Below are 15,473 nucleotides of genomic sequence, written 5' to 3' on the forward strand. Positions count from 1 at the left end.
CGCACCCGCAGGATCATCGGCTGCGCCGATCCCCCTTGGCGGCTTTGGGCTCGGCGCCGCGCCTCGCGCGGCGCTACCCCCAACGGGATGAGGCCTCCGGCAGGAGGGCGAAGACGGGCGGGAGCCTTCCCGGTTCAGGGTGCGTCGATGGTCAGCGTCACGCGATCCCCGGCAAAGATGGTTTTGCCGAACTCGACCGGCTGGCCTTGTAGATCGGCGTTGACGCCAAGCGAGTGCAGGACCGGAGCACCTTCGACAAGGTTCAGGTGCAGAGCCTGCGTTGCGGTGGCTGCGCGGGCTGTCAGACGTGTGGAAACGCGCGTGTAGTCCGGAACGCCGCAGTGTTGCAGCGCCTGTGTGACAGACTGGGTCCGGGACAGGGCGCTCAGGATATCGGGAAAGCGGTCAGCCGGGAAACAGCTTTGGAACAAGGCAACCGCCAGGCCATTGGCCAGTGACAACCCATCATAGACATGCACCGGATCGCCGGGTCGCAGCCCTAAGGCATCGGCCTCAGCTTGATCTGCGGCGCGGGTCGTCAGAGACAGGATGCGCTTGCCGGGGATTTTACCGCTGGCCGAGATGCTTTGGTGATATCTGACACGCTTGCCGATCGGGTAATCCGTGGGCTGGGCGGTTACAAACACTCCGGAACCTCGGCGGGAATGTACCAGGCCCTGATCCGCCAGTTCGGACAATGCCCGCCGCACCGTGTGCCGGTTGACACCATGTTGTGCGGACAGCTGAGCCTCGGTCGGCAGGCGGTCGCCGGTGTTGTATCGCCCCTCGGCGATGTCCGACGTCAGGCTAAGGGCGATGCTTTTCCAAACGGGCGTTTTGTTCATGTCATCAAAGTTTCACAGTGTCGCGGATTGCGGGACTCGGTTTCGGGCTGTATGATTTGTCTAGTTGTATAGTTCACATAGACAACCCATCCAAGAGGGTTAGATGACCGATCAGACAAATATTACGACAGCGGCCCGGCGGGGCTGGATGGGACTGTTGGCCCGCGCCCCGGAAGACGATTTGGTGGCCTTGTGGGACAAATTTGGCGCGCAGCCGGGGTTTGACTGGTTGCGCAGCCCTGAGGTGGGCGGCGTCATGGTTCGCGGGCGGACCGGCGGCTCCGGCGCACCGTTTAATCTTGGTGAGATGACCGTCACACGCTGCTCGCTGGCGCTGAAGGGCGGCGCGGTCGGGCATGGCTATGTTCAGGGTCGATCCAAGCGAAAGGCAGAGGTTGCGGCGCTGATTGATGCGATGATGCAGACCGACGCCGCCGAAGAAATTCGCACGCGGATCCTCACGCCCCTCAGCCAGCAAATGCAGGCCGACAAAACGACCCGGGCGGCCAAAGCTGCCGCTACCAAGGTCGAGTTTTTCACTATGGTGCGAGGAGAGGATTGATGACCGCGCAACCCCAATTCTCAGGCGGTTTTCGCAACGCCCCTATCGACGCGGCCCACGCCTTTCGCGCTGTAATGACGGTCATGGCGCGCCCGGGTGAGGTCCGTGCGATCTCGGGCAGTCACCCTCCGGCCCCTTTGTCGGTGGCCGCCGGGACTGTGCTGCTGACGCTGTGTGACCCGGACACCAAAGTTCATCTGGCGGGTGACGCCAATACCGACGCCGTGCGGCAATGGCTGACGTTTCACACTGGCGCGCCCCTGTCCGATGCGGCAGACGCGGATTTTGCTGTGGGCACTTGGGAGGCGCTGTCCCCGCTTGGGGCCTACCGTGTCGGGACACCTGAATATCCGGATCGCTCGGCCACGTTGATCGTTGAATGCGATACTCTTACGCAGACGGGCGCCGCGCTGACCGGCCCGGGTATCAAAGACGTGGCGCATCTGTCGCTGCCCGACATCGGTGCCCTGCAGTTGAATTCCGCGCTCTATCCCTTGGGGTGTGATTTTTTCTTTACCTGCGGCGACCAAATCGCGGCCCTGCCGCGCAGTACGCAAATCACGGCGGAGGGCTAAGCGATGTATGTAGCCGTCAAAGGGGGCGAGAAAGCCATCGAAAACGCCCACGCCTGGCTTGGTGAAGAGCGGCGCGGTGACACCAGTATCGCCGAGCTGAGCGTTGCGCAAATCCGCGAACAACTCAGCCTTGCCGTTAACCGGGTGATGGCCGAAGGCTCACTATACGATCCCGATCTTGCCGCGTTGGCGATCAAACAGGCGCGAGGTGATCTGATCGAGGCGATTTTCCTGATCCGCGCCTATCGCACGACCTTGCCCCGGTTTGGCTCTTCCAACCCGGTAGAGACGGGCGATATGACCTGCGACCGCCGTATCTCGGCCACGTTCAAGGATGCGCCGGGGGGGCAGGTTCTGGGGCCGACCTTTGACTACACTCACCGCCTGCTGGATTTCAAACTGGCGGCTGAAGGCGACGTCCCGCAGGCCCCCGAAAGCCAGCCGCGCACAGAGCCCACACCGCATATCACCGAATTCCTGAAGGATGAGGGGATCATTCAGGACGAACCCGCCAGCGACGCAACTCCGGGTGATCTGACGCGCGAGCCATTGGAATTTCCCGCGGATCGCCCTCTGCGCCTGCAATCGCTGACCCGTGGGGATGAGGGGTTCGTGCTGGGCATGGCCTATTCCACTCAACGCGGCTACGCCCGCAACCATGCCTTTGTCGGAGAGCTGCGGATCGGTAAGGTTGCGGTCGAGATGGACATTCCTGAACTGGGATTTGCCATCGAAATAGGTGAAGTTGAACTGACCGAATGTGAGACGGTTAATCAGTTCAAAGGTTCCAAAACCGAACCGCCGCAGTTCACCCGTGGTTATGGTCTGGTCTTCGGCCAGTCGGAACGCAAATCTATCGCGATGGCTCTGGTCGACCGCGCCCTGCGGTGGAAGGAATTGGGCGAGGACAATCTGGGTGCGCCCGCACAGGACGAGGAGTTCGTCCTCAGCCATGCGGACAACATTCAAGCGACAGGGTTCCTCGAACATATCAAGTTGCCGCATTACGTCGATTTCCAGTCCGAACTGGAGCTGATCCGCAAGCTGCGGCGTGAGGCCGAAGAACGTATCACCCCAAAGGAGGCCGCAGAATGAAGGCCGTTGTATTTGATATCGGCGGTGTGCTGGTCGACTGGCAGCCGCATCTGGCCTGGGTCGAGGAATTGGGCTCGGAAGAGGCCGCACATGCGTTCATCGAACGAACCGGATTTCGCGACCGCAATGCGCGCGGCGATAACGGAGAGCGGTTTGCCGACATGGCGCAAGAGCTGGACGATGCGGAGGACCAGCGCTTGTTTGCCGCCTATGTCGGCCTCTATTCCCGCACTGTTGAAACCGCGATCCATGGCACGTGGGCGGTTTTGGATCGGCTGAAGGCACAGGGGACACCCGTCCATGCCATTACCAACTGGTCAGCGGAAACATGGCCGGAGGGCCTGAAGGCCCAGCCACGTCTGGGTGAGGTCTTTGAAACGCTTGTGGTTTCGGGGCAAGAGGGGATCATGAAGCCGGACCCCCGGATTTTCCACCTGCTTTGCAAGCGGGCAGGGCTTGCGCCAGCGGACTGCATCTTCATCGACGACGCGCCTTACAATGTCGAAGGGGCGCGGGCCGTTGGGATGGACGGCATCCACTTTACCACACCGCAAGCGCTGGAAGCGGCTTTGGTTGAGCGAGGCTTGCTATGAACAGGATCAGCCCCGAGTTTGAGGAGAGCTTAGGTTTTCGGGAAGGGCGACCGATGGCTTCAATCGCCGCCGCCCCCACCGCAATCTCCGTCTCCGAAATCGCCGCCATTGTCAAACCACGCGCCTGTCGGGCTGTGATCATGGCCACGACCCGGGCGGGGTCGCCGTCTTCGTGTAGGCAATCGCCAAACGTAAAACACGAATGCCAGCGTTCCGAGGATGATCGCGATTTCGGTAGAGGAAATGTCGGTCAAAATCCGTTCTCCGTACAAATTGCCATGAGGACCAAAACGTCATGAGCGAGTATAACTTCGCCTATCTGGATGAACAGACCAAGCGGATGATCCGGCGGGCGATCCTGAAAGGTCTGGCCGTGCCGGGTTATCAGGTGCCGTTTGCCAGCCGCGAGATGCCTATGCCTTATGGCTGGGGTACGGGTGGCGTTCAGGTTTCGGCGGCGACGCTGACGCCTGAGGATACGTTCAAGGTGATCGACCAGGGGGCAGATGACACTACGAATGCGGTTTCGATCCGCAAGTTCTTTGAAAACACGGCGGGCGTTGAGACCACGGAAGCGACCGAAAAGGCAACCGTCATCCAGACCCGCCACCGCATCCCCGAGGCAAAGCTGACCGAGGATCAGATCCTTGTGTATCAGGTGCCGATCCCTGAACCTCTGCGCTTTCTCGAGCCGCGTGAGACTGAGACGCGTAAGATGCACAGCCTCGAGGAATATGGGCTGATGCATGTGAAGCTGTATGAAGATATCAGCCAGCATGGGGCGATCTCGACCTCATATGCCTATCCGGTAAAGGTGTCGGATCGCTATGTGATGGACCCGTCTCCGATCCCGAAATTCGACAACCCCAAGCTGGAAATGGACGCGATCCAACTGTTCGGTGCGGGGCGCGAGCAGCGGATTTATGCGGTGCCGCCGCATACCAAAGTGGTGAGCCTTGATTTCGAGGATTATCCGTTCGAGGCCACCAAGGCAGAGCATCCCTGCGACCTGTGCGGCGCCGAGGACAGCTATCTGGACGAGGTCATCATGGATGACGCTGGCAACCGGATGTTTGTCTGCTCGGACACTGATTACTGCCGCTCACGCCGCGCGGCGGGCCACGTGGGCCGATTGGGCACGGAGGACGCAGCATGACCCCTTTGTTGCAGGTCAAAAGCATCCAGAAACGCTATGGCGCGCGGATTGGTTGCGCGGATGTGAGTTTCGACCTCTACCCCGGTGAGGTGATGGGGATTGTGGGCGAAAGCGGGTCTGGCAAATCGACCCTGCTCAACTGTCTGGCGGGGCACATGCCACCAGATGCGGGGCAGGTGATCTTCGATACTCGGACTGACGGGCCGGTGGATACTGTGACCATGTCAGAGCCCGAGCGCCGGATGCTGGGGCGCACGGATTGGGCCTTTGTCCATCAGCACGCCCGTGACGGGTTGCGCATGTCGGTCAGTGCCGGCGGCAATATTGGTGAGAGGCTGATGGCCGTAGGCGACCGTCACTATGGCGATATTCGGGGCAAGGCTGTGGATTGGCTGGGTCGGGTTGAGATTGACGAAAGCCGCGTCGATGACCGCCCGACCGCGTTTTCGGGCGGAATGCAGCAGCGTTTGCAGATTGCACGCAATCTGGTGACGGGGCCGCGGCTGGTGTTCATGGATGAACCGACCGGAGGCCTTGATGTCTCGGTCCAGGCACGGCTGCTGGACCTGCTTCGTGGCCTGGTACGCGAGATGGGGCTGAGCGCCATCATCGTGACGCATGACCTTGCCGTAGTGCGCCTTCTGGCGGACCGATTGATGGTGATGAAGGACGGCTGCGTGGTCGAGTCCGGGCTCACCGATCAGGTGCTGGACGATCCGCAGCATGCCTATACGCAGCTGTTGGTTTCCAGCGTGTTGCAGGTTTGAAGGGGAAGACGATGATTGAGCTGATCAATGTGAGCAAGAGCTTTACCCTGCACAATCAGGGCAGCGCGGTGATCCCCGTTATGGAAGGCGCATCCCTGAAGGTCGCCCCCGGTGAATGTGTTGCCCTGACCGGGGCGTCGGGGGCAGGCAAGTCGACCCTGATGCGGGTGATCTACGGCAACTATCTGGCCGCGTCGGGGCAAGTGAAGGTGGGTGATCTGGATGTGGCGCAGGCCGAACCGCGCGAGATTCTGGCCCTTCGGCGTGAAACGCTGGGGTACGTCAGCCAGTTCCTGCGGGTGGTTCCCCGGGTGTCGACGCTGGACGTGGTGGCAGAGCCGTTGCTGGCCGTTGGATGCGACAGGCAGGTGGCTTTGGACAAGGCGGCATCCTTGTTGGCGCGGCTGAACATTCCCGAGCGTCTCTGGACGCTCAGCCCAACGACGTTTTCGGGTGGTGAGCAGCAGCGGGTGAATATCGCCCGTGGCTTTGCGCATGACTATCCGGCAATGCTGCTGGATGAACCGACGGCCAGTCTGGATGTACAGAACCGCGAGACGGTCTTGACGCTGATCGAAGAAGCCAAGGCGCGCGGCGCGGCGATCGTAGGAATCTTCCATGACGTTGGCGCCCGTGAACGGGTGTGTGATCGTGAAATCAACGTGTCCGACTTCACTCCCGGGGTGGCTGCATGACCCTCGCACCAGTCATAGCGGTGGTTGGCCCGTCCGGTGTTGGCAAAGACAGCGTGATGGAAGCGCTGGAGGCCCGCGCGCCGGGTATCGCACGGGTGCGGCGCGCGATCACGCGGCCCGAGGGCGAAGAGGGCGAAGATTTCGACCGGGTGTCTGTCGCGGATTTCCAACAGTTGGTTGAGCAGGGTGCCTTTTCCCTACATTGGCCCGCCCACGGGTTGTTGTACGGCGTGCCGAAATCCATTGAGCAGCAGAGACAGCAGGCCGATGCAGTGCTTGTTAATTTGTCACGCTCGGTTTTGCTCAAGGCCCAAAAGGTATTTGGGGATCTGATCGTGATCTCGCTGACCGCCGATCCCGATGTACTGGCGCACCGCCTGTCGACCCGCGGGCGTGAGGATGCGGCAGAACAAATCCGGCGCTTGGCGCGCGCCAAACGCGCGTTGCCCGAGGGGCTGGCGCGGGTGATCGAGATCGACAATTCCGGCCCGCTTGAGGCGACGATTGACGCCATCCTTGAGCAGCTTCAACCGGAAAGGGCGTAGCGTTGGATCAGGTGAAAACGTCCATCCCCGGCCTCGCCCATCAGCGCCAAATCGGCGATGCGGAACGGGCTGGGCAGCAGCGGGGCCAGTTGCGCTTGCAGCGCCTGTTCAACCACGGTCAGCACCGGTTTGCTCAGCTTGCCGCTGAGGGTGATGTGAAAGCGGAACGACCCCATCACGTAGGGATAGCCCCATCGCGTCAGGTTGGCGTCCTGTTCCGGGGTCAGACCGTTGGCGCGGCGACGCTCAAGCTCGGCCTGTGTTGCAGGTGCACGAAACTCATCCAGATCGCGCACGCAGGCGGCAGCCAGTGCGTTCAACGCGGTTTCATCCCCCAAGGTGCGCAGCGCCAGGAACCGGCCCAAACGCGCGATCTCAAGCCCGTCCAAAGTGACCGGCGGCTGCGTTGCGGCCAGTCGCGCGCAGGCCTCATCCAACGCCTCGACCGTCTGCCCGTCGTGCAGGCGAAACGGCGGCTTCATCGTCGCGTGCAACCCGTATTTGCGCGGTACTTCGGTAACGGAGGCGACGTCTACGCCCGCGACCTCGGGATGCGCGGCGGTCGTTCCGGCCTCCATGTCCCACCCCAGCCAGTTGGTGGCGAATTGCGTCCAATCGGCCTGCGCCGGCGGTGCAAAATAGATCGCGTATCGCGTGAATGTCACATTGGCCTCCTATGCGTGGCCTTCCCAATAGCTCAGATCGTGTGAAGTTCAGATGACAGAAGAAATGATCCTTGCCAATGCCACGCTTGTTCTTCCGCATGAGACGGTAACAGGCAGCGTTCGTATCACCGGTGAGACGATAACCGACGTCGCCACGGGCGCGGCGGTTCCGGCCAGGGCAATTGATTGCAACGGCGACTATGTCTGCCCCGGTCTGGTCGAGTTGCACACCGACAACCTGGAACGTCACATCCAGCCGCGTCCAAAGGTCGACTGGCCCCATGCGGCCGCGATTCTGGCCCATGATGCGGAACTGGCCAGTACCGGGATCACCACCGTGTTCGACGCGATGCGTATCGGCTCGATCCCAAGCGGCAGCCGGTACAAGAAATACGCGCGTAACCTGTCCCGGGAACTGTGGCAATTGCGCGAACAGGATGCCCTGAAGATCAGCCATTTCCTGCATCTGCGGGCCGAGGTCTGTTCGGAAACGCTGGTAGATGAGCTGGACGAGTTTGGCCCCGAGGATCGTGTTGGTCTGGTCTCATTGATGGATCACACGCCGGGGCAGCGGCAGTTCCGGGATATGTCGCAGCTCGAAGCCTATATGAAGGGCAAGCACAGCATGAATGACGACGAGTTCCTGCAACATATCGCGCAACTCAGGGCGCTGCGCGACAAGAACGGCGACCGGCATGAGGTTGAGACCGTGAAAGCCGCCAAACGCTTTGGCGCAATGTTGGCCAGCCATGATGATACGACGGATGAACAGGTCCGGGTGTCGGCCGGGCACGGGATCAAGCTGGCCGAATTTCCCACCACGGTCGAGGCCGCGCGGGCCTGTCATGACCACGGTATCAAGGTGATGATGGGCGCGCCGAACGTGATCCGGGGCGGGTCCCATTCCGGCAATGTCGCAGCGCAGGAACTGGCCGATCTGGGCCATCTCGACATTCTGTCCTCGGATTACGTCCCTGCCGCGCTTTTGCTGTCGGCAGTCCGTCTAGGGGATATTTGGGGGGATATGGCCCGTGGTCTGCGGACCGTGACGCAGACACCCGCACAAGCCGTCGGGCTGGAGGATCGCGGTGCGTTACGCGCCGGAGCACGCGCGGACATGATCCGGTTCAGCCTGCGCCATGGTGCACCCGCACTGAACGGTGTGTGGTCCCGCGGGCGGCGTGTTGCCTGATCAGGCGCGGTAGAACAGATATCGGTCCGGCGCGATGGAGTCCGGCCCGGCAATCTGCTCGAACCCGACCAGAGGCTGTCCCGAAATCAGTAACCCTTTGGGCTGCATCACCCGCGCAATCAGGGGGCTGAGCCGTGCTGCTTCGGCCACGTCGTCCTCTTTGATGCCACGTCCGAAATCATAATGCGCCAGCGCAATCTTTGACCCGCCAGCAGCCAGCTTCTCAAGCATGGGTTCGGCTTCGCCCTGCAAAAAGTCCTCGGCCGGAGGGGTGCTGGAAGGATGGCATTGCAGCACCCGGTCCATCACCCAGATACGTCGATCTGGCAGGATCTCCCGCAGGTGATCGTATGTGCGGCCATTGCCGAGCCCCATATCCAGAACATCGCCCTCCATATCGCGGATTTGCGCCACGGCCCAATTCAGCCCGTCGCGCTGCGCGGTCAGGCGGCGCAGCATGGAATCCAGTCGACTCATTCACATCTCTCCGGTTGGGTCATGCACAGCGGTCCAGACGACGCCCGGGCCATTCAGAAGCCTGCGCAGCAGGGTTTCGGTAAAGGTCCAGATGTCCTGATCATGGACCAGATGATGGGTCAGCACACCAAACGGCTCCGTATTGTCGGCGCGCCCTTCGCGCCGGTCGCGCAGCAGCGTGGTTGTTAGGGCGATCAGCTTGTCGGGTGCGATCAACCCGCGCGTGCCACGCCAGTCAATCGGGTCCAGATGGGTGTTAATCTGTTCCAACCCTGGTGCCGGGTTGCGGGTTGTCCGCGGTGTTGCGGTTGAAATGATCCGATAGCCCAGGCTGGGCAACTCGCGCACCGCTTCTGGCGCTATACGGTTCCAGGGAGGCACAAACATCGGGCACAAGGTGTCGAACTTTCCTTGCAGATGCTCCAACCCCGCGCGGGCATCTGCAAGAATGACCTCGATTGGCCGGTGCAACCGGAATTCGGATTTCTTTTCTTCCTGCGGCGCATGATTCAGATGCGCCCAGCCATGCACGACCGGGGTCAATACCGGGTGTTGCGCGATGTATTCCGACAAACCGGCATCCGCATCGCGCGGGATCACGGCCAGATGCACCGGAAGGTCAAGCGACTCGGAAAGCTTTGACAGTTTCTCAAGCTGCGGTGTTTGCGACACTGCATCATCGTCGCGCCACCACAAGGGCAATGCCAGCCCCTGCGCGCGCCAGAGGTTCAGCTCCGAGTCAAGCGGGGACCAATCCACTGTCATGCCTGCTCTCTCAGCTGTGTGGCGATCTCAACGGACCGGGCTGCGCCATCAAAGCCTTCGGTTGAAACCGGGCGTTTGGGGTCGGAGATCACCTCTGCGACCGCCCACGCCAAGGCCTCGCCGTTCAACTCCCGGCTGGGCAGCACAGCGATTGCGGACAAATCAGAGAGGCTTTGCCCGCGCAGGCTCTGTTCGACTTCCTTGCCATCATCAAACGGGATGAAGACCGCAGGCGTCCCGCATTGCAGAATGTCCAGTGCGGTATTGTAACCGCACATACTGACCGAGGCCGCTGCCAATGGCAGCATCTGTCGGAAGTCCGGGCGCACCGACTCCAGCGTTACCGGCGCATCACCGACCTGTTGCTGTAACTGATCTATGCGCGCCCGCGCGTCCTGCCCGCCCACCAACAGGCGCCAGCGCCTGTTGGGCATCTTTTGGGCGGCCTCGATGGCCGCGCGAAAGATCGGCTGGCCGACCGATCCGCCTCCGGCGCTGACCAGAACTTCGCCGTCTCCGACAGCGTCCGGGTGGGCCATGGGGGCTGGGGGCGCGACAAACCCAGTATAGTGCAGATAGGGCCTCAGGCCGTCCGTCACCGGCCAGCTGATATCCAGCGGCACGACCGTTTCATCCGAATGGACCAGAATACCGTCGTAATACCGCGATACGATCTCTTCGGTTCGTTCCGCCTTCGAAGGCTTTGACGGCGGCGCGAGGATGTCGCGGATCGACCCCAGAACAAGCGGACGCCGCCGCAGGCCATGGGCCGCGTCCAGAGCTGCCGTAAACTCGTCACGCAGAGACCGGCGGCCAAAGGGAAACAACTCGGTAATCAACACGTCCGGGGCAAAGCTTTGGACGGCCTCCACCAAAGCGGTCGCGCGCGCTTTCAGATAGGCCATATCGGCGACGTCACCGGTCTGCGTCAGCAGCCGCGTGAAATCAGTGCCATCCGACCGTAGCGGAGGCAGGCCAAGCAATGTCATCCCAGCGCTGTCCAGTTGCGGCGCGGGCATTCCGCCCGATACCACGAAGGTTTCGTGGCCCGCGCGCAGAAAAGCACGGCCGAGTGTCAGCGCGCGGCTCAGATGCCCGGTCCCCAGCAAATGGGTGACAACGATCATCACTTTCATCAGGGGGCCTCGGGCGTTAGCAGGCGAACCGGGTCGGGCAGCGCGGTTAGGGTTGTCATATCGACGATATACAAGCGGTTGCGCTTGATTTTAAAGGGGGCAGGGCCGTCGAAATCCCATCCCCAAGCACGCGCCAGAATGACCCGCATGATGCCGATGTGGCACACGGCGACCGTGTCACCTGTCAGCTGATCCAGCCACGGGCGCAGGCGAGTCCAGACCTCAGCCGGGCTTTCACCATTTGGAGGGCGAAACGCCCAGCTCCAGTCCTCGATGTGGCGGTACCCGCTGTCCGGGTCAGCAATCAGATCGACTCCGCGCAAACCTTCCCAATCGCCCCAGTTCATCTCGGTCAGTGCATCCGAGGTCTGCGGTGCGCGCCCGGCCACCAAGCGGGCGGTTTCGCTGGCACGCAGCAGCGGGCTGGACCAAAGATTTGCTGCATCCCACGGCGCAGGCAGACGCGTGGCGGCCAGTTCCGCCTGCGCCTCGGCGTCCAACGGGATATCGCTGCGCCCCTGAATGCGGCCGGCGCGGTTCCATTCGGTGTGGCCGTGGCGGAGCAGGGCAAGTCGGGTCATGATCGCACCTCAATCAAGGGTCGGGCCGCTTGCCAAAATCGCTCGGTTGCAGCGGGCATCAGGTGGCGTTCCGCCATATGCGCGCGGGCGGCTGCCCCGCGCGATTTGCGCAAACTTGGATCTTGTAGCAGGGCCTGTACCTGTGCGGCCAGCCCGTCTGGTCCCTCCTCGACCGAGGGGTAATCTGCGGGTGCCAACACATCCCGAACTCCGGGACGATCCTGCGCGACAACTGGCACACCGCTGGCCTGCGCCTCTAGGTAGATCATTCCGTACGCCTCGTTCACACCCGGCCAGATCAGCAGCGATGCAGAACCGTAGAGCCGCCAAAGTTTATCGCGGTCACATTGCCCCAGAAACCTGACTTTGGACCCAAACGGAGCCATCAGCGCCTCGACCTCGGGGCGGGCAGGGCCGTCTCCGGCGATGTCCAGCGCCCAGTCGCCCCTCAACCGGGTCAGGGCGTGCGCTAGCAAGGTGTAAGAGGCCAGCTTGTCACCGTGCCGCATCATTCCAACGGTCAGCATCGGACCATCGCAGGACGACGCGGTTGGTAAGTCGGACAGGGGCAGAAAAGGCGGCAGTTCGACAAGGCTCTGGCTCGCGTATCGTTCTCGTTCCAGAGTGATCAGGTCGTTGGCGGTGTGGTAAAAAATCACCTGCGCCGCATCGCAAGCCTCATGCGCGGATTGGGCAAACCCGGCCCAAGGGCCGTTCAGGCGGCTGGTTGCGCGGGTGCTTTCCAGTTGGACATAGGGAATGTTGCGCGCCCTGCACACGTGCGGTCCCAACAGGTCGGGGGCCTTGTAATAGTTGTGATACGTCACCCAAAGCGCCGTGTCGGCAGGCAGTTCGGCGATTAGGCGTTGCGCTTCTGTGTCAGCCTTGGCCCGCAGCGCGGCTTGCACCTGCGCATCCCCCGTCTTGTCATAGATGCGCAGCCGCGAAGGCAGATCGACCGTGTCGCCCTGCGCACCTATTGCCTGCATAAGATTGCGCGCCATTTCTCGGTCGCCGGACGGTACCGGGCTGTCCGGGGCTTTCATCGGGCAGTAGAAGGCGACCCGCGCCATCAGCTTCGATCCGCGCCCAAAGCACTTAGCCGGTTGGACAAGCGGGCAATGCCGGGGTCCATGCGGAAATCGGCGATCAGGCGGTCATAGGCGGCAGTGGCCATCAAGGCCGTCTGCGCAGGGTCGGCAGCCAGATCGGAAATGGCCGCGGCCAGCGCAGCCGGGTCATCGTCAGACAGAATCCCGTGTGTGCCGGTTTCGATAAACTCGGGAATGGCCGAGACCGGAGTCGACAGGATCGGCAACAACTGGGACGCGGCCTCCATCAGCACGTTTGGCAATCCATCGCGGTCGCCATCCTCGGCAATCCGGCTGGGCAGCACGAACAGATCAGCCGCGCGCATGGCGGCGATGACCTCGGGCTGGTCGCAGGCCCCCCGCCACGTGATGCGCTGCGAAATGCCCGCTGCTTCGGCCCGGTTTTGCAACGCGGCACCAAGTGCGCCGCCACCGATATGCGTCCAGTGCCAATCGAGCGTTTCAGGCAGCATGGAAAACGCGTCGATCAGGCGGTCAAAGCCCTTTTTCTCGACCAGACGACCGACGGACAGCATATGAAATGACCCATTAGGTGCGCGTGGCGCTCGGTCGGGCGGGGCAGGAAAGCGGCTCAGGTCCAGACCGTGATAGATCAGATCAACCCGCGAAGGCGTGTCGGCCAGACTGCGCAGATGTTCAGCACCAATGGCGGTGCAGGTTGCGCCAAAGGCCGCGCCATGGGTATCGGCGCGCAGTTTTTCGGCCTTTTCCCAGTCGGGCGATGTCCAGATGTCCTTGGCGTGGGCAGAAAAGCTCCACGGCAGGCCGCGCATGATGGCGGCGTAGCGCGCGACCGAAGATGGGGTGTGCATGAAATGCGCATACAGAACCCGTGTCGGGTCGGGCAGTTCAGTGGCCAAAACGCAGGCCTGACCGAACCGACGGATGCGGTTGTGACTGGGGTCACGGCGCAGATCTGCCCGCCATACGCGATAGGCTTCGGCATAGCCGGGCAGGGCTTGTGCTTTGCTACGGGCGGTCCAGACGCGCTGTGGCTCGTCATAAAGGTATTCCGGCAGGTAATGGACCTGACCGGCAAAGCGGTCGTGCAGCGGGTGCCGTTTCACATCGGTCGGATGGCGCAACGACCAGATGTCAAAGCTGTGCCCGGCCTCCTGCAAGGCGACCAGTTCCTGTGCGATGAACGTCTCGGAGAGGCGCGGCCATCCTTTGACCAGCACCGCCAGTTTCGGTTGTTTTGAGGTCATCCGGTGGCCCGTTCCTGTTCCGGGTTCAGCAGGGCGTCAATGCGGTCGGTGACATAGTCCAACCCGTCCAGAAGGCCCGGCTGGATCGCCTGTGACGGCAGGTGCTGGTGCGGCAAATTGCGGATGGCCCGGATCATCGCGTCAGGTGTCAGGCCGCCGCTTTGTTCGTCCAGCATCCGGACCAGCCCCAGATCTTCAGCGCGCGAGGCCCGTATCCATTGCTCTAGCCGCGGTGTAGTGCGGGGGACGATCACGGCGCGCTTGTCAAAGGACAGAACCTCGCAGAAGGTATTGTACCCGCCCATGCAGACAACTCCGGCAGCACCGGCAAACAGGGTCTCGATCTGCGATTCAAAACCCACGGCCGTGACCCGGCCATTCAATGCGGCGACACGCGCCTCAAAATCTTCGCGCAGCTCACCGGACAGGAAGGGGCCATAGACCAGAACGGCCCGGGGTGAGAGGTCGGGGTCCTGCTCATAGGCCGACAGCACAAGGTTCACCATCGCCTTTCCGTCGCCACCGCCACCCGGCGTGATCAGGATATAGGGTTGTTCGGGGGGCTCACTGACCGGCCCAAGATCGCGGCGCAGATACCCTGTCCAGTGAATGCGTGATTGTGCGGCATTGCTGAGGGCCAGACCTTTGGTCGGGTCATAGATTGAGCGCAGCCCATACACCCAGATTTCATCATAAAACCGCTCGGTCGCGGCAAGAGCTTCCTTACGCTCCCATTCGGCGGCCAGCACCTCGGGCTCGTCAAGGACATCGCGCAGGCCGAGAACAAGCTTGGTACGTTGTGAACGCAAGAGGTTCTCAAGTGTTGGCAGCAGCTCTCCACGAAAGCCGGTCGGTTCTTTGTCGACGATCAGCACGTCGGGGTCGAACTGTTCGACAGCGGTCTGGATCAGACCGGCGCGCAGTTCGGTCACTTCTTCGATACCCATGCCAATGGTGCGCGCCGCATAGGACCCGTCGGCGCGTTTGGTCACACCAGGCAGACGCACGTGGTCGACCCGCCGCGGGAAGGTAAAGCGCCCTGCCACGGGCGACCCGGTCAGGATCAGCGCCGAGGCCAGCGGATTGGCCTGTGTGATGGCCGAGGCCAGCGCGCGCGATCTGCGCAGATGCCCCAATCCGAACGTATCGTGGCTGTAGAAAAGGATGCGCGGCGCCCGGCCGTTTATGTCGTTGTGTATTCCTAGGCTCATGCCTTTGCCTGTCGTGCTTTCAGGTGCAAATCCGCGCGTTTACACCTGTTATCGTATATTCTTTGTCGCCGCTTGCCAAAGGGGGGCTGACGATCACGCAAAATCAGCGAACATTGCGAATTGGCAACATCCGGAGACCCGATATCACCCAGACCTTTCCTGTCCAATGATCGTGATGTTGATGCTGCCATTTCCCATCCACTTTACTGGGTTGGTCATATTCAGTTTTGGCGAAGTTGCAAACACTCTAATCATGGACATTGCATCGCGAACACGAAATGACTCGATATCAA

General features: G+C 61.8%; 19 protein-coding genes. 9 read left to right on the forward strand and 10 right to left on the reverse strand.

What is annotated here, in order from left to right:
* Nucleotides 1-134 precede the first annotated feature (134 nt).
* Entirely contained in the window at nucleotides 135-845 is a 711-nt protein-coding gene (phnF, locus tag ACOQOY_RS15710) for a phosphonate metabolism transcriptional regulator PhnF (protein WP_420586301.1), read from the reverse strand.
* 103 nt (nucleotides 846-948) lie between these two features.
* Here phnF and phnG point away from each other — a divergent pair, with 103 nt between their 5' ends.
* The 4 genes from phnG to ACOQOY_RS15730 are packed head-to-tail and all read left to right on the forward strand — an operon-like array spanning nucleotide 949 to nucleotide 3,670.
* On the forward strand, nucleotides 949-1,407 hold the full coding sequence (gene phnG, locus ACOQOY_RS15715; RefSeq protein ID WP_420586302.1) for a phosphonate C-P lyase system protein PhnG: 459 nt from the start codon (nucleotides 949-951) through the stop codon (nucleotides 1,405-1,407).
* Complete coding sequence (gene phnH, locus ACOQOY_RS15720) at nucleotides 1,407-1,982, forward strand: phosphonate C-P lyase system protein PhnH (protein ID WP_420586303.1); 576 nt, start codon at nucleotides 1,407-1,409, stop codon at nucleotides 1,980-1,982. The genes phnG and phnH overlap by 1 nt, the downstream gene beginning before the upstream one ends.
* A 3-nt stretch (nucleotides 1,983-1,985) precedes the next feature.
* A complete protein-coding gene (locus ACOQOY_RS15725) occupies nucleotides 1,986-3,077 on the forward strand; it encodes a carbon-phosphorus lyase complex subunit PhnI (protein ID WP_420586304.1) in 1,092 nt (363 codons plus the stop codon).
* Nucleotides 3,074-3,670, forward strand: a complete 597-nt coding sequence (locus ACOQOY_RS15730) for an HAD family hydrolase (protein WP_420586305.1) — start codon at nucleotides 3,074-3,076, stop codon at nucleotides 3,668-3,670. Before ACOQOY_RS15725 ends, ACOQOY_RS15730 begins: the two co-directional genes overlap by 4 nt.
* A 59-nt stretch (nucleotides 3,671-3,729) precedes the next feature.
* On the opposite strand, the gene ACOQOY_RS15735 is transcribed toward ACOQOY_RS15730, so the two are convergent.
* Complete coding sequence (locus ACOQOY_RS15735) at nucleotides 3,730-3,924, reverse strand: hypothetical protein (protein WP_420586306.1); 195 nt, start codon at nucleotides 3,922-3,924, stop codon at nucleotides 3,730-3,732.
* A 41-nt stretch (nucleotides 3,925-3,965) separates the two neighbouring features.
* Here ACOQOY_RS15735 and ACOQOY_RS15740 point away from each other — a divergent pair, with 41 nt between their 5' ends.
* From ACOQOY_RS15740 to phnN, 4 genes are read left to right on the forward strand one after another with little or no spacing between them, the layout of a single operon-like run.
* Complete coding sequence (locus ACOQOY_RS15740; RefSeq protein WP_420586307.1) at nucleotides 3,966-4,826, forward strand: alpha-D-ribose 1-methylphosphonate 5-phosphate C-P-lyase PhnJ; 861 nt, start codon at nucleotides 3,966-3,968, stop codon at nucleotides 4,824-4,826.
* A complete protein-coding gene (gene phnK, locus ACOQOY_RS15745) occupies nucleotides 4,823-5,593 on the forward strand; it encodes a phosphonate C-P lyase system protein PhnK (protein WP_420586308.1) in 771 nt (256 codons plus the stop codon). The genes ACOQOY_RS15740 and phnK overlap by 4 nt, the downstream gene beginning before the upstream one ends.
* An 11-nt stretch (nucleotides 5,594-5,604) precedes the next feature.
* Nucleotides 5,605-6,288 carry a phosphonate C-P lyase system protein PhnL gene (phnL, locus tag ACOQOY_RS15750; RefSeq protein ID WP_420586309.1) on the forward strand — a complete coding sequence of 228 codons (684 nt, stop codon included), beginning with the start codon at nucleotides 5,605-5,607 and terminating at the stop codon, nucleotides 6,286-6,288.
* Complete coding sequence (gene phnN / locus ACOQOY_RS15755) at nucleotides 6,285-6,833, forward strand: phosphonate metabolism protein/1,5-bisphosphokinase (PRPP-forming) PhnN (RefSeq protein WP_420586310.1); 549 nt, start codon at nucleotides 6,285-6,287, stop codon at nucleotides 6,831-6,833. The genes phnL and phnN overlap by 4 nt, the downstream gene beginning before the upstream one ends.
* Here phnN and ACOQOY_RS15760 read toward each other — a convergent pair.
* On the reverse strand, nucleotides 6,815-7,498 hold the full coding sequence (locus ACOQOY_RS15760; protein WP_420586311.1) for a DUF1045 domain-containing protein: 684 nt from the start codon (nucleotides 7,496-7,498) through the stop codon (nucleotides 6,815-6,817). The genes phnN and ACOQOY_RS15760 overlap by 19 nt on opposite strands.
* Nucleotides 7,499-7,550: 52 nt before the next feature.
* On the opposite strand from ACOQOY_RS15760, the gene ACOQOY_RS15765 reads away from it, so the two are divergent.
* Nucleotides 7,551-8,690 carry an alpha-D-ribose 1-methylphosphonate 5-triphosphate diphosphatase gene (locus tag ACOQOY_RS15765; protein WP_420586312.1) on the forward strand — a complete coding sequence of 380 codons (1,140 nt, stop codon included), beginning with the start codon at nucleotides 7,551-7,553 and terminating at the stop codon, nucleotides 8,688-8,690.
* Here the strand turns inward: ACOQOY_RS15765 and ACOQOY_RS15770 are convergent, their stop codons facing one another.
* The 7 genes from ACOQOY_RS15770 to ACOQOY_RS15800 are packed head-to-tail and all read right to left on the reverse strand — an operon-like array spanning nucleotide 8,691 to nucleotide 15,180.
* Nucleotides 8,691-9,167 carry a class I SAM-dependent methyltransferase gene (locus ACOQOY_RS15770; RefSeq protein WP_420586313.1) on the reverse strand — a complete coding sequence of 159 codons (477 nt, stop codon included), beginning with the start codon at nucleotides 9,165-9,167 and terminating at the stop codon, nucleotides 8,691-8,693. It abuts the gene before it with no gap.
* Nucleotides 9,168-9,932, reverse strand: a complete 765-nt coding sequence (locus ACOQOY_RS15775; RefSeq protein WP_420586314.1) for a polysaccharide deacetylase family protein — start codon at nucleotides 9,930-9,932, stop codon at nucleotides 9,168-9,170.
* Nucleotides 9,929-11,068, reverse strand: a complete 1,140-nt coding sequence (locus ACOQOY_RS15780; protein WP_420586315.1) for a glycosyltransferase family protein — start codon at nucleotides 11,066-11,068, stop codon at nucleotides 9,929-9,931. The genes ACOQOY_RS15775 and ACOQOY_RS15780 overlap by 4 nt, the downstream gene beginning before the upstream one ends.
* Nucleotides 11,068-11,649, reverse strand: coding sequence for a histidine phosphatase family protein (locus ACOQOY_RS15785; protein ID WP_420586316.1), 582 nt, complete (start codon nucleotides 11,647-11,649; stop codon nucleotides 11,068-11,070). Before ACOQOY_RS15785 ends, ACOQOY_RS15780 begins: the two co-directional genes overlap by 1 nt.
* Entirely contained in the window at nucleotides 11,646-12,722 is a 1,077-nt protein-coding gene (locus tag ACOQOY_RS15790; RefSeq protein WP_420586317.1) for a glycosyltransferase family 4 protein, read from the reverse strand. Before ACOQOY_RS15790 ends, ACOQOY_RS15785 begins: the two co-directional genes overlap by 4 nt.
* On the reverse strand, nucleotides 12,722-13,969 hold the full coding sequence (locus ACOQOY_RS15795; RefSeq protein WP_420586318.1) for a glycosyltransferase family 4 protein: 1,248 nt from the start codon (nucleotides 13,967-13,969) through the stop codon (nucleotides 12,722-12,724). The genes ACOQOY_RS15790 and ACOQOY_RS15795 overlap by 1 nt, the downstream gene beginning before the upstream one ends.
* Complete coding sequence (locus ACOQOY_RS15800; RefSeq protein WP_420586319.1) at nucleotides 13,966-15,180, reverse strand: glycosyltransferase family protein; 1,215 nt, start codon at nucleotides 15,178-15,180, stop codon at nucleotides 13,966-13,968. Before ACOQOY_RS15800 ends, ACOQOY_RS15795 begins: the two co-directional genes overlap by 4 nt.
* Between the last annotated feature and the right edge of the window lie 293 nt (nucleotides 15,181-15,473).

This window comes from Ruegeria sp. (genome assembly GCF_965221235.1).
GTDB lineage: Bacteria > Pseudomonadota > Alphaproteobacteria > Rhodobacterales > Rhodobacteraceae > Ruegeria.

What these genes read in the sequence shown, in the direction of transcription:
- phnN (WP_420586310.1), top strand. Translation starts at nt 6,285, where the DNA reads ATGACCCTCGCACCAGTCATAGCGGTGGTTGGCCCGTCCGGTGTTGGC.
- ACOQOY_RS15785 (WP_420586316.1), bottom strand. Translation starts at nt 11,649, where the DNA reads ATGACCCGACTTGCCCTGCTCCGCCACGGCCACACCGAATGGAACCGC.
- phnF (WP_420586301.1), bottom strand. Translation starts at nt 845, where the DNA reads ATGAACAAAACGCCCGTTTGGAAAAGCATCGCCCTTAGCCTGACGTCG.
- ACOQOY_RS15775 (WP_420586314.1), bottom strand. Translation starts at nt 9,932, where the DNA reads ATGACAGTGGATTGGTCCCCGCTTGACTCGGAGCTGAACCTCTGGCGC.
- phnL (WP_420586309.1), top strand. Translation starts at nt 5,605, where the DNA reads ATGATTGAGCTGATCAATGTGAGCAAGAGCTTTACCCTGCACAATCAG.
- ACOQOY_RS15730 (WP_420586305.1), top strand. Translation starts at nt 3,074, where the DNA reads ATGAAGGCCGTTGTATTTGATATCGGCGGTGTGCTGGTCGACTGGCAG.
- ACOQOY_RS15770 (WP_420586313.1), bottom strand. Translation starts at nt 9,167, where the DNA reads ATGAGTCGACTGGATTCCATGCTGCGCCGCCTGACCGCGCAGCGCGAC.
- phnG (WP_420586302.1), top strand. Translation starts at nt 949, where the DNA reads ATGACCGATCAGACAAATATTACGACAGCGGCCCGGCGGGGCTGGATG.
- phnK (WP_420586308.1), top strand. Translation starts at nt 4,823, where the DNA reads ATGACCCCTTTGTTGCAGGTCAAAAGCATCCAGAAACGCTATGGCGCG.
- ACOQOY_RS15795 (WP_420586318.1), bottom strand. Translation starts at nt 13,969, where the DNA reads ATGACCTCAAAACAACCGAAACTGGCGGTGCTGGTCAAAGGATGGCCG.
- ACOQOY_RS15800 (WP_420586319.1), bottom strand. Translation starts at nt 15,180, where the DNA reads ATGAGCCTAGGAATACACAACGACATAAACGGCCGGGCGCCGCGCATC.
- ACOQOY_RS15765 (WP_420586312.1), top strand. Translation starts at nt 7,551, where the DNA reads ATGACAGAAGAAATGATCCTTGCCAATGCCACGCTTGTTCTTCCGCAT.
- ACOQOY_RS15790 (WP_420586317.1), bottom strand. Translation starts at nt 12,722, where the DNA reads ATGGCGCGGGTCGCCTTCTACTGCCCGATGAAAGCCCCGGACAGCCCG.
- phnH (WP_420586303.1), top strand. Translation starts at nt 1,407, where the DNA reads ATGACCGCGCAACCCCAATTCTCAGGCGGTTTTCGCAACGCCCCTATC.
- ACOQOY_RS15780 (WP_420586315.1), bottom strand. Translation starts at nt 11,068, where the DNA reads ATGAAAGTGATGATCGTTGTCACCCATTTGCTGGGGACCGGGCATCTG.
- ACOQOY_RS15740 (WP_420586307.1), top strand. Translation starts at nt 3,966, where the DNA reads ATGAGCGAGTATAACTTCGCCTATCTGGATGAACAGACCAAGCGGATG.
- ACOQOY_RS15725 (WP_420586304.1), top strand. Translation starts at nt 1,986, where the DNA reads ATGTATGTAGCCGTCAAAGGGGGCGAGAAAGCCATCGAAAACGCCCAC.